Source organism: Diaminobutyricimonas aerilata (assembly GCF_002797715.1).
GTDB lineage: Bacteria > Actinomycetota > Actinomycetes > Actinomycetales > Microbacteriaceae > Diaminobutyricimonas > Diaminobutyricimonas aerilata.
Window position 1 is genome coordinate 488,415 of the sequence record NZ_PGFF01000001.1, and the last position, 11,727, is coordinate 500,141.

Here is an 11,727-nt window from a genome sequence, read left to right on the forward strand (position 1 = left end):
GGCGCGCGTCAGAGCAGGCGCAGCTCCATCGCCTTCGTCACCGCGCGGGTGCGGTCGCTCACCTCGAGCTTCTCGAACACGTGCAAAAGGTGGGTCTTCACCGTCGCCTCGGCGACCACGAGGGTGCGGGCGATCTGCGGGTTGCTGAGTCCCTGCGCCACGAGCCGCAGCACGTCGAGTTCGCGCGGACTCAGCGTCGGGGTGGGTGTGCGCATCCGGGCCACCAATGCGGTCGCGACGCTCGGCGCGAGTGCCACCTCGCCCCGCAGCACCGCACGGATGCCGGCGACGATCTCCTCCGGCGGGGCGGCCTTCAGCAGGTAGCCGCTCGCGCCGGCCTCGATCGCGTCGAGGATCGAGTCATCGGACTCGTAGGTGGTGAGCACGACGACCTTCACGTCCGGCGCCTTGGCGAGGATGCGCGCCGTCGCCTGATCGCCGGTGAGCTGCGGCATCCGCAGATCCATGAGCACCACATCCGGCCGCTCGGCCAGCGCGAGCCGCACCACCTCCGCGCCGTCGGCCGCTTCGCCGACCACGGTGAAACCCGGCGTGGATGCGAGCAGAGCGACGATGCCGCCGCGGACGATCGGGTGGTCGTCGGCGACGAGTACCCGCACGGTGTCGTGGGCGGTCATGTCGTCTCCACCGGGATCGTGGCGAGCAGCTCGGTGCCGTGCTCGTCGCTCGAGATGTGCAGCGTTCCGTTCGCGAGGGCGAGCCGCTCGCGCAGCCCGTCGAGCCCGAAACCGGTGCGCGGCGCCGCGGGGTCGAAGCCGCGCCCGTCGTCCCGGACGCGCACCGTCACCGCATCCGGCTGCCGGGCGAGCGTCACCTCGACGCTCGTCGCGCCGGAGTGCTTCCTCACGTTCGCGAGTCCCTCCTGTACGCAGCGCAGCAGCACGATCTCCACGTCGCGCGGCACCGGGGCGTCGAGGTCCGCCTCGAGCCGCACGGTGATGCCCGATTCGCGGTGCATCCGCTCCGTCACGCGGGTGAGCGCGGCGGCGAGACCCGAGCGGAGGTCGACGTGCGCGCCCGCCGCGACGAGCGTGCGCGTCTCGACGAGGGCCTCACGGGCGCCGGACTCGAGCTGCTCCATCCGGGCCTCCACCGCATCCGCGTCGCGTTCGGCGAGCGACCGTCGGGCCTGCTGCGCGAGCATCACGAGTCCGGTGAGACTCTGCGCGATGGTGTCGTGCAGCTCGCGGGCGAGTCGCTCCCGTTCCGCGGTGATGCCGGCGTCGCGATGCAGGGCGGCGAGTTCCTCCTGCGCGGCCTGAAGTTCGTCGAGGAGGGCCTGCCGCAGCTCCACCTGCCGGTAGGTGGCGGCGATCCAGCTGCCGATGACGAGGCTGCCGCCGACGGAGAGCCCGACGTTGAGCGCGATCTGCGCGAGGGCGTCGGGCGACGAGCCGAGGGAGACGAACAGCCCGAACGTGACGGCCGCGCCGACACCCAGGTTGGCGACGATCGCCGACCGGATGCCGGCGGCCAGGATCCACACGAACGGATAGGAGAGGCACTGCAGCACCGACAAGACGGGCAGGGCGGAGACCGCGAGCCCCGTCGTGACGATGAGCAGGGCGGTGTAGGCGAGGGCCGGGGCATTCCCATCCGATCCCGTGCGCCCGAACGCCACCCAGCCGATCGGAACGGCGGCCACCGCCACCACTGCGGTGACGGCCCGCCAGCCGTCGAGGCCGGCGGTGGCGACGAGCGCCGCGCACACCACGGTCATGATCACGACCGTGAGGTGCATGGCGCGGCGCTCGTTCACTCAGCCATCCTTGCGGATCCAGCGGAAGGTCAGGCGGGCGAGGACGAGTCCCACCACGAGCCAGATCGCGATCGCGATCGCCATGCCTCCCAGGTTCCAGTCGCCGCCCTGCTCGAGCACGTCGAAGCCGTCGGGCAGGAACACGTAGCGCATGCCCTGCGCGAGCCACTTGAGCGGGAAGGCGCTCGCGACGTTCTGCAGCCACTCGGGCAGCCCGCTGAACTGCAGGTACACGCCGGAGATGAACTGCAGCACGAGCACGATGGGGATGATCACGGCCGTAGCGCTCTTGCCGGTGCGCGGCACAGCGGAGAGACCGATGCCGAGGATCGCGCACGTGATCACGCCGAAGAGGAACACCCACGCGAACGTGGTCCACCGCTGCGGGTCATCCGGCAGCTCGACTCCGAAGACGAGTGCGGCCACCGCGATGATGAGCGCGGCCTGCAGCAGGCCGGTCACGACGACCTGGCCGATCTTGCCGATGAAGTAGCTCGTCACCGGCAGCGGGGTGCCGGCGAGGCGCTTGAGCGTTCCGTCGCTGCGTTCCACCGCGATGTCGATCGACATGTTCTGCAGTCCGCTGATGAGCACCCCGGCGGCGAGCATCGCGGGCAGGTAGTACTCCGCCGCGGTGATCGCGTTGCCGGCGTCGTCGCGGCCGAACTCCTGCTCGCCGAACGCGACCGAGAAGATCGTGAGCATGAGCACGGGGAAGAGGAAGGTGAAGAACACCGAGTCGCTCTGCCGGAAGTACGCCAGCACTTCGTAGCGGATGCGGCTCGCGCCGATGCGCAAGGTGCGTCCGGCGGGCAGTGCGGGGGAGGCGGTGAGGGCGGTCATCGGTCTGCTCCGATCGGGTGGATGTCGGTCACGGGGTCGCCGGCGCCGGCGGGTGGGGTCGTGGCGCTCGCCGCGGCGGTTGCTGTCGCCGCGGCGTCGGCGACAAGCTGGAGGTAGATGTCCTCGAGGCTCGGACGCAGGATCTCGACGCCGTCGGGCTCCACGCCGTCGGCAGCGGCGACCAGGCGGGCGACGTGCGTCGCGGGTTCGGGGGTGCGCACCTCGCGCACCTCGCCGCCCTCACGCCACCTCACGATCGGAACCCGCGCATCCGCACCGCCGATCGCATCCACCGCCCCCTGCTCGACGATGCGTCCGGCGGCGATGACGCCCACCCGGTGCGCGAGCTGCGCAGCCTCGTCGAGGTAGTGGGTGGTGAGCAGGATGCTCGTGCCGTCGGCCTGCAGGGAACGGATGAGCTGCCAGAAGGAGCGGCGGGCCTCCGGGTCGAACCCGGTGGTGGGTTCGTCGAGGAACAGCAGCTCGGGACGGCCGACGATGCCGAGCGCCACGTCCACACGGCGCCGCTGCCCGCCGGAGAGCTTGCGGATCATCGTGCCCGCCTTCGCCTCGAGCCCGACCGCCGCGATGAGCTCGTCGACGTCGCGCGGATGCGGGTAGAACCCGGCGAAGTGCTTGAGCTGTTCGCGCACGGTCGCGTTGCCCGATTCGCCCGTGCTCTGCAGCACGATGCCGAGCCGCGCCTTCCACGGCAGTCCGCCGCGTTGCGGGTCGGTTCCGAGCACGTTCACCTCACCCGAGGTGCGATCGCGGTACCCCTCGAGGATCTCGATCGTCGTCGACTTGCCGGCCCCGTTCGGGCCGAGCAGCGCGTAGGTCTCGCCGCGGGCGATCTCGAAGCTCACGTCCTCGACGGCCGTGAACGGCCCGTAGGTCTTACGCAGTCCGCGGACGGACACCACTTGTTCGGTCATGCCCCCATGCTCCTCGCCAGGGGCGCTCGGCGGCAGCCGTGATCCGGATGGATTACGCATCCACCGATCGGTGGATGCGGTGGCTACCTCCCGCGCGCGCTGCCGTGCGCGCTGCCCGCGAACGTTATGTCCACTGGCGCCAATGGCCCCTCATCAACCGCGCAGACGGGGCTTTCGGCGCCCCTCGCGGCCGAGCATCCGTTCGATCCGTGCCACGAGCTCTTGAGACCGTCGCACGTCGTCGGCGTTGAGCATCACGACGCGCCATCCGAAGGACTCGAGGCGGGAGGCACGCGTCATGTCCCGGCGCCACTGCGCGGCATCCCTGTGGTAGTCGCCCTGATACTCCACAACCAGCCGCTCCGTCGGGAACACCAGGTCTCCGCGGTACACCGCTCCGTCGGGGAGCGCGATCGTGCGGTTCACCTCGAAGCCCTGGACGCCGCTGGCGGCCAGCACCGCACGGAGGCGCGACTCCATCGGGCTCTCGGCCGAAGGATCGAGCAGGCCGAGGGCCGTCTTCGCCGCGACGGACCCTCGGCCGGTCCGGGCGAGCTCTTCGCGCAGCTGCTCGACCGTTGCGAGCCGGCGACGGATGATGTCGTCTCCCACCGCGACGAGATCCGGCACGTCGAGCACCGAGGCGAGATCGCGCCAGGTGCGGGACGGGCCGGTGACGGGCATCCCGTGCACGAGGATGACGTCGCCGGCGGCGACCGTCAGCCGGTGCCCCACGACACCGCGGGCCTGAGGTGCGCGCCGCGGCGCAGGCACGCCGACGTGCAGACCGACGCCCTCGAGCGCGAGAGGCAGAGGCACGCTCTGAAGCGCTGCCGCGGTGACCGAACAGAAGAAGGCGCCGTTCACGAGGCGGGTCGAGTACGCAGCGCAGCGTTCGAGCACAGACGTCGGTGCGGCAGCGACCCTCACGCCGTGGAACGGCCTGTGCAGGTCGCGGCCCTGCAGGCGCCGTCGACCGACGCCGAGCGCCTCGGCGTCGCGGGTGCTGAAGCCGTCACGCGGCAGCTGGGGCGGGAGCGGTGTCGGCCGACGCATCCCGGCACGGTGCCATGCCCCGCGGGGCGACGCGCCGCTCCATCCACCGGCGCTCACGACAGGCGCCAAAAGCCCCTCAAACACGCGTCATTCGGGGCGTGTGCCGCCACTGGACATAACGTGCGCAACGCGGATGTGGAACCGCACGTGCGCGCGCAGGCTGGGAAGGGGAAGGGAAGCGGTCAGCCGAAGAGGCGCTGCAGCCTCTGCACGCCCTCGAGCAGGGCGTCGTCGCCGAGGGCGTACGACAGGCGCAGGTAGCCGCTCGGTCCGAAGGCCTCGCCCGGCACGGTCGCCACCTCGGCCTGCTCGAGGATGAGGTCGGCGAGTTCCAGCGAAGTCGTCGGGGTCACGCCGCCCCACTCGCGGTCGAGCAGGCCGGCCACGTCGGGGTAGACGTAGAACGCGCCCTCCGGAGTCGGAGCCACGACGCCGGGGATCTTGTTGAGTTCCTCGACGATCGTGCGGCGACGTCGGTCGAAGGCCTGGCGCATCCGCTCGACCTCGTCCTGCGGGCCGGTGAGGGCGGCGATCGCGGCGTGCTGCGACACGTTCGACACGTTCGAGCTGAGGTGCGACTGCAGGTTCGCCGCCGCGGTGATCGCGGCCTTCGGCCCGACCATCCAGCCGAGACGCCACCCGGTCATGGCGTACGACTTGGCAACGCCGTTCACGAGGATGGTGCGGTCGGCGAGGGCTGGCACCGCCTCCACGATCGAGACGGCCTTGACGCCGTCGTAGGTGAGGTTCTGGTAGATCTCGTCGGTGATGACCCAGAGGTCGTGCTCGAGCGCCCACTCGCCGATCGCGCGGGTCTGCTCGGGGGAGTAGACGGCGCCGGTCGGGTTGGACGGCGAGACGAACAGCAGCACCTTCGTGCGCTCGGTGCGGGCGGCCTCGAGCTGCTCGACCGTGACGAGGTAGCCCTGGTCGGAACCGGCGAACACCTCGACGGGCACACCGCCGGCGAGCTTCACGACCTCGGGGTAGGTGGTCCAGTACGGGGCGGGCAGCAGCGCCTCGTCGCCGTCGTCGAGCACCGTCGCGAACGCCTGGAACACCGCCTGCTTGCCCCCGTTGGTCACGATCACCTGCGACGCCGGCACCTCGAGTCCGCTGTCGCGCAGCGTCTTCTCGGCGATCGCCTCGCGCAGCTCCGGCAGTCCGGCGGCGGGCGTGTAGCGGTGGTTCTTCGGGTCGTGGGTCGCCGCGGCGGCGGCCTCGACGATGTGCTCCGGCGTGGGGAAGTCGGGCTCGCCCGCGGCGTAGCTGATCACCGGCCGGCCCTCGGCCTTGAGCGCCTTCGCCTTCGCATCCACTTTGAGCGTGGCGGACTCGCTGATGGCGGCGATGCGGCGGGAGATCTCAGGGGCGGGGCTCACGCCGTCCAGCCTACCGAGCGCGTGTCCACGGGGCACGAGCGTCGTCGGGCCGATGCCGCACGTGCCGCGGGCGTAAGGATGTGCGCAGCGAGCGCGGAATCTGGCGGCGGCGCGCCGTATGGAAGGTGCCGGATGCGGAGTGTCGATCATGAGATCCGCTCTCGCTGCCGTGACGCCCGGTAGTGGAGGGCAACAGCGACGAGGCACCGACACAGAGGCACCGACCCAGCGGCACCGACCCAGAGGCACCCGGCGGGACCCCGGTGAACCCCGAAGGGGCGGTCGGAACCGGCACGGGTCCGGCTCCGACCGCCTGTCCGCCGACGTCGCGGGAGGGCGACCCGCGAATCCCCCGCCGGCGGCTCTCCGAGACGGCAAGCACCCGCTGCTGCCGTCTCGGGCACGCGGCGGAGCGCGAAGAATGCGCCGCCGCGTTGACCTATTGAGTTCTCACCCGGGGAAGACCGGAGGCCCGGCGGCCTATGACGCGATCGGCACGAGTTTCTTCTCACGGATCGATGGCCTAGACTGATGCGAGGTGGTTGAAATCCGCCAAACTTCGCCGTGCCCGGAATCCCGGTGCGATCCCGAACGTTCGAGTCCGGCGGAGTGGTGCGGCTCACCCGTCTAGGGCGGTGGCTCAATTGGTAGAGCAGCGGTCTCCAAAACCGCAGGTTGCAGGTTCGAGTCCTGTCCGCCCTGCAAGTCGTTCCGAGCGGAACGGCGATGGTCGAAAGGTGTCTAGTGGCGAGAAAAGTAGTCGACGAGCCCAGTGAGGATGTCGTCGCCACCGCGAAGCAGGAGCGTGCCGAGCGGCGCAATCCCTTCGCGCGCATCGCCCTGTTCATCCGCCAGGTCATCGGCGAGCTGAAGAAGGTCGTCACCCCGACGCGTCGCGAGCTGATCACCTACACCGGTGTCGTGCTCGTCTTCGTGCTCATCATGATGGCGCTGGTCTCCGGCCTGGACTACCTGTTCGGGTTCCTGGTCTCCATCGTCTTCGGTGACGGGACCTTCGCGCCGTAACGACCGGCGCCCGGCGCCGTGGAGCGCCCGACCGAACGTGATCGACAACGAAATGAGTAACAGTGTCTGACCAAGAGCGCCGCGACATCGACCTCGCGACGGCCGCCGAGCAGTCCTCGGAGGTCGACGAGATCCAGGAGGGCAACACCCTCGAGGCCGACATCCAGTCCGTCGACGCGGCCGAGCACAGCGCGCTGCACGTCGTGGACGAGGACGAGGAGACCGAGGACGACACCTCCGACGTCGACGAGCTCATCGACGCGCTGAGCGCGGCGAGCGACCCCGAGGCCGACGCCATCGTGGACGACGCCCTCGACATCGACTCGCCCGACGAGGCCCTCACGGCCGACGTCGCCACCGACGACGAGGCCGAAGAGGATGCGCCGGTCGACCCCTACGAGGCGTTCCGCGCCGAGCTGCGTGCGAAGCCGGGCAAGTGGTACGTCATCCACTCCTACGCGGGCTTCGAGAAGCGCGTGAAGCAGAACATCGAGTCGCGCCGCGGCTCCATGGGCATGGAGGACTACGTCTTCGAGGTCCAGGTGCCGATGGAGGACGTCGTCGAGATCAAGAACGGCCAGCGCAAGCTCGTCAACCGCGTGCGCATCCCCGGCTACGTGCTCGTGCGCATGGACCTCAACGAGGACAGCTGGTCGGTCGTGCGTCACACCCCGGGCGTCACCGGCTTCGTGGGCAACTCGCACAACCCGACGCCGCTGCGTTTCGAGGAGGCTTTCAACATGCTGAAGAGCCTCGTGCAGGTCACGGAGGCCCCGAGCAAGGCCGCCGGCGGCGCGAAGGGCTCGGCCACCCAGGCCCGCGTCATCCCCGCCGAGGTCGACTTCGAGATCGGCGAGACCATCACGATCAAGGAGGGCTCGTTCGCGGGTCTTCCCGGCACGATCAGCGAGATCAAGCCGGAGAGCGGCAAGCTCACCGTGCTGGTCTCGCTCTTCGAGCGCGAGACCCCGGTCGAGCTCAGCTTCGACCAGGTGACCAAGCTCTGACCACAGTCTGACGGGGCTCCGCCCCCGCCGGCGTCGGATCCCGGTCCGACGCGCACCGCCCCCCGGAACGGCCGGGGGCGCGGGAGAGCGACCGCCAGGTCGCTCGCTACCGAACAAAGGAAAAACCAATGGCACCCAAGAAGAAGGTCACGGGGCTCATCAAGCTCCAGATCAACGCCGGCGCCGCGAACCCCGCGCCGCCCATCGGGCCCGCGCTGGGTCAGCACGGCGTCAACATCATGGAGTTCTGCAAGGCGTACAACGCGGCGACCGAGTCGCAGCGCGGCAACGTCATCCCGGTCGAGATCACCGTGTACGAGGACCGCTCGTTCACGTTCATCCTGAAGACCCCGCCGGCCGCCGAGCTCATCAAGAAGGCCGCCGGAGTCGCCAAGGGCTCCGCGACGCCGCACACCGCCAAGGTGGGTGTGCTGTCCAAGGAGTCGCTCCGTCAGATCGCCGAGCAGAAGCAGGCCGACCTGAACGCGAACGACATCGAGGCCGCCGAGAAGATCATCGCCGGCACCGCGCGCAGCATGGGCATCACCGTCGGCTGACGCCGGCCCCACATCCACACATCGACGACGACGGGACAACCCCGTCGGCACCGGATGCGGGCGTGCCGCCCGATGACCGGTGCGAGTGGGAGAGCCAGCCAGGCTCACATCACCACGACCTCACACAGGAGAAGACTCATGGCACAGAAGTCCAAGGCCTACCGGGCCGCAGCCGAGAAGATCGAACCGGGCCGGTTCTACAGCACCACCGAGGCGGTCGACCTCGCCCGCGAGACCGGGTCGAAGAAGTTCGACTCGACCGTCGAGGTCGCGCTCAAGCTCGGCGTCGACCCGCGTAAGGCCGACCAGATGGTGCGCGGCACCGTCATCCTGCCCCACGGCACCGGCAAGACCGCCCGCGTGATCGTGTTCGCGACCGGCGCGGCGGCCGAGGCCGCCATCGCCGCGGGTGCGGACGAGGTCGGCGGCGCCGAGCTCATCGAGAAGGTCGCCGGCGGGTACACCTCGTTCGACGCGGCCGTGTCGACGCCCGAGCTCATGGGCCAGGTCGGTCGACTGGGTAAGGTGCTCGGCCCCCGCGGCCTCATGCCGAACCCCAAGACCGGCACCGTGACCCCGGACGTCGCGAAGGCCGTGAACGACATCAAGGGCGGAAAGATCGAGTTCCGCGTCGACAAGCACGCCAACGTGCACTTCGTCGTCGGCAAGACCGGGTTCTCGCCCGAGCAGCTCAACGAGAACCTCAAGACCGCGCTCGACGAGATCCAGCGCGTGAAGCCCTCGAGCTCGAAGGGCCGCTACATCCAGAAGGGTGCGGTGTCGACCACGTTCGGCCCCGGCATCCCGCTGGACGTCAACGCGCTCTAAGCAGTCCCCGCACGAAGGCCCGCTGTTCCCGCAGCGGGCCTTCGTCGTCTCCGGAGGTTCCCATGATCGACATCCGCGCCGCAGTGGCGGGGGATGCCCGCGCGCTCGCCGCCGTCGCCGCCGCGACCTTCCCGCTCGCGTGCCCGCCCGGCACATCGGACGAGGCGATCGCCGCGTTCATCGCCGAGCATCTCAGCGAGCAGCGCTTCGAGGAGTACCTCGCGGACCCGCAGCGCGACCTGCTCATTGCGGAACTCGACGGCGCGCCGGCCGGCTACACGATGCTCGTCGCGGGCGATCCGACGGATGCGCATGTCGCCGCCGCCGTGACGGTGCGCCCCACGGTGGAACTGAGCAAGTGCTACGTGCTCGCCGACCACCACGGGCAAGGCGTCGCCGGCGAGCTCATCGAACGCAGCATCGAGGCTGCGGTCGCCCGCGGTGCCCGCAGCATCTGGCTCGGCGTCAACCAGCACAACGCACGGGCGAACGCGTTCTACGGCAAGCACGGGTTCGAGGTCGCCGGCACCAAACACTTCATGGTCGGCGACGAACGCCACGACGACTTCGTGCGGGTGCGGCCGCTCGACTGAGGGTCAGCCGTCGCTGACTTTGAGCACGATCTTGCCCCGCGTGTGCCCCTGCTCGATCGCCGTGTGCGCCGCCGCCGCGTCGGCGAGGTCGAAGACCCGGTCCACGTAGACGCGCACGTCGCCCGATTGCAGCAGGCGCGAGATCACGGCGAGCGTCGCGCCGTCGGGCGCGACCTTGTACGTCGTGCCGCGCAGACCCGCCTCGGCGACCTCGGTGGCGAAGCCCGGCCAGCTGCCGGTCGGCGCGTTCACGATGAGGCCTCCCGGGCGCAGTGTGCGCAGCGACCGGCGGCCGGTCTCGTCGTGCACGTTGCCGACGAGGTCGATCACGACATCCAGGTCGCCCACCTCGTCTTCGAAGCGGGTGGCCGTGTAGTCGATCGTCCGGTTCGCGCCGAGCTCCCGCAGCCACGCGACCTTGGCGGTCGAGCCGGTCGCGATGACGTGCGCCCCGAAGTACCGGGCGAACTGCACCGCGAAGTGGCCGACACCTCCGGAGGCGGCGTGGATGAGCATCCGCTGCCCCTCGTGCGCCTTCGCGACCTCGACGACCATGCCCCACGCGGTGAGCGCCGCGAGCGGCACGGCCGCCGCCTCGACGTGGCTCAGCGTGGTGGGCTTGCGGGTCAGGCTGAGGCTCGACACCGCGACGTACTCGGCATAGGTGCCACCGACGCGGGGGACCGTCGTCATGCCGTACACCTCGGTGCCGGGTTGGTACGGATGCGCTTCGTACGGCGCCTCGACGACGATGCCGCTGAAGTCGTTGCCGAGCACGGCGGGGAAGTGGTCGATCGCGGCGGAGACCCCTCGTCCGGCGCGCGTCTTGGCGTCGATCGGGTTCACCCCGGCCGCCACCACCTTCACGAGGAATTCGGCGTTCACCCGCACCGGCGACGCGACGTCGGCGACCGAGAGCACCTCCGGTCCTCCGAGCTGGTCCATCACGACTGCGCGCATGGCTCCCTTTCCGTCGTTGGCGTCACCACCATCCAACATCGCGAATGATTCGACCGTGTTTCGGTCGTGTCAAGCCCCGGGCAACACTGGCGTTCGCACCGCTCCAGGCCCCAGGATGTGGTCTGTGATGCTGGTGTCGACGGGTGGGCGGATGCGCCCGGTCGCCGATGAGGCGGTCGCCTGGTTCGGCTCGCTGCTCGTGGCGGTCGCGCTCACCATCATCTGGGTGGGCCGGCTCGGGGTCTCCCGCGACCTCTACGTGAGCGAGCTCGGCGCCGACGGCGAACCGACCGAGGCGTGGTTCGAGGCCGCGCTGCTGCTGCTCGTCGCGGGCGGCAGCGCCGTCGCCTGGACGGCCCGTCGCGTGCGCGCCACGGTGCCGCTGCTCGCCCTGTGGACCCCGGCGGTGTCGCTGTGGGTCGGGTGCGGCTTCTTCCTGCTCGCGTCGCAGGTGAACTGCACGAGCGGATGCCCGCTGCCGGTCGGCGACACCTTCACCTGGCGCGACTTCGTGCACACCGTCGCGGCGGTGCTCGCCTTCGCCGCCGGGTGCGTGGCCATGCTGCAGGTGTCGTTCAGCGCGGTGCGGCGCCCCATGGTGCTCTTCTCCCGGGCGAGCGGACTCGCGGTCGCGGCGATCGCCGGTGTCGGGGGGCTGCTGTCGCTCGCGGAGTGGCAGACCGGTTTCGGCAGCCGGCTCGAACTCGCGGCGACCACCGTCGGCCTGATCTGGATGTGCGCCTTCGGCGTCGGTTCGGCG

At 70.2% G+C, this 11,727-nt stretch carries 12 protein-coding genes, 1 tRNA gene and 1 pseudogene; 7 read left to right on the top strand and 7 right to left on the bottom strand.

All coding sequences use genetic code 11. From position 1 onward, the window contains the following. Positions 1-8 precede the first annotated feature (8 nt). The 6 genes from CLV46_RS02505 to CLV46_RS02530 form a co-directional block, all read right to left on the bottom strand. On the bottom strand, positions 9-638 hold the full coding sequence (locus tag CLV46_RS02505) for a response regulator (protein WP_100363332.1): 630 nt from the start codon (positions 636-638) through the stop codon (positions 9-11). After that, positions 635-1,780, bottom strand: a complete 1,146-nt coding sequence (locus tag CLV46_RS02510; protein ID WP_100363333.1) for a sensor histidine kinase — start codon at positions 1,778-1,780, stop codon at positions 635-637. The genes CLV46_RS02505 and CLV46_RS02510 overlap by 4 nt, the downstream gene beginning before the upstream one ends. Continuing rightward, positions 1,781-2,623, bottom strand: coding sequence for an ABC transporter permease (locus CLV46_RS02515; RefSeq protein ID WP_100363334.1), 843 nt, complete (start codon positions 2,621-2,623; stop codon positions 1,781-1,783). After that, positions 2,620-3,558: an ABC transporter ATP-binding protein gene (locus CLV46_RS02520; RefSeq protein WP_100363335.1), complete on the bottom strand. Its 939-nt coding sequence runs from the start codon at positions 3,556-3,558 to the stop codon at positions 2,620-2,622. The genes CLV46_RS02515 and CLV46_RS02520 overlap by 4 nt, the downstream gene beginning before the upstream one ends. Before the next feature lie 153 nt (positions 3,559-3,711). Further along, positions 3,712-4,614, bottom strand: coding sequence for an endonuclease domain-containing protein (locus CLV46_RS02525; protein WP_100363336.1), 903 nt, complete (start codon positions 4,612-4,614; stop codon positions 3,712-3,714). Between the two features lie 182 nt (positions 4,615-4,796). Continuing rightward, entirely contained in the window at positions 4,797-5,996 is a 1,200-nt protein-coding gene (locus CLV46_RS02530; protein WP_245866442.1) for a pyridoxal phosphate-dependent aminotransferase, read from the bottom strand. A 629-nt stretch (positions 5,997-6,625) separates the two neighbouring features. On the opposite strand from CLV46_RS02530, the gene CLV46_RS02535 reads away from it, so the two are divergent. The 6 genes from CLV46_RS02535 (at position 6,626) to CLV46_RS02560 (ending at position 10,007) form a co-directional block, all read left to right on the top strand. Beyond that, positions 6,626-6,698 (top strand) — tRNA-Trp (locus CLV46_RS02535). Positions 6,699-6,740: 42 nt separating this feature from the next. Beyond that, complete coding sequence (gene secE, locus CLV46_RS02540) at positions 6,741-7,022, top strand: preprotein translocase subunit SecE (protein ID WP_100363338.1); 282 nt, start codon at positions 6,741-6,743, stop codon at positions 7,020-7,022. Between the two features lie 62 nt (positions 7,023-7,084). Continuing rightward, positions 7,085-8,029 carry a transcription termination/antitermination protein NusG gene (gene nusG / locus CLV46_RS02545; protein WP_100363339.1) on the top strand — a complete coding sequence of 315 codons (945 nt, stop codon included), beginning with the start codon at positions 7,085-7,087 and terminating at the stop codon, positions 8,027-8,029. Positions 8,030-8,157: 128 nt separating this feature from the next. Next, positions 8,158-8,586, top strand: a complete 429-nt coding sequence (gene rplK, locus CLV46_RS02550) for a 50S ribosomal protein L11 (protein ID WP_100363340.1) — start codon at positions 8,158-8,160, stop codon at positions 8,584-8,586. A 138-nt stretch (positions 8,587-8,724) separates the two neighbouring features. Next, the gene (gene rplA, locus CLV46_RS02555) at positions 8,725-9,414 is read left to right on the top strand and encodes a 50S ribosomal protein L1 (RefSeq protein WP_100363341.1); all 690 of its coding nucleotides are present in this window, start codon (positions 8,725-8,727) and stop codon (positions 9,412-9,414) included. A 62-nt stretch (positions 9,415-9,476) separates the two neighbouring features. Continuing rightward, positions 9,477-10,007 carry a GNAT family N-acetyltransferase gene (locus tag CLV46_RS02560; RefSeq protein WP_100363342.1) on the top strand — a complete coding sequence of 177 codons (531 nt, stop codon included), beginning with the start codon at positions 9,477-9,479 and terminating at the stop codon, positions 10,005-10,007. A 3-nt stretch (positions 10,008-10,010) separates the two neighbouring features. Here the strand turns inward: CLV46_RS02560 and CLV46_RS02565 are convergent, their stop codons facing one another. Next, entirely contained in the window at positions 10,011-10,967 is a 957-nt protein-coding gene (locus CLV46_RS02565; RefSeq protein ID WP_100363343.1) for an NADP-dependent oxidoreductase, read from the bottom strand. A gap of 151 nt (positions 10,968-11,118) precedes the next feature. On the opposite strand from CLV46_RS02565, the pseudogene CLV46_RS02570 reads away from it, so the two are divergent. After that, positions 11,119-11,706 (top strand): annotated as a pseudogene (locus CLV46_RS02570) (DUF998 domain-containing protein); the annotation flags it as partial. Between the last annotated feature and the right edge of the window lie 21 nt (positions 11,707-11,727).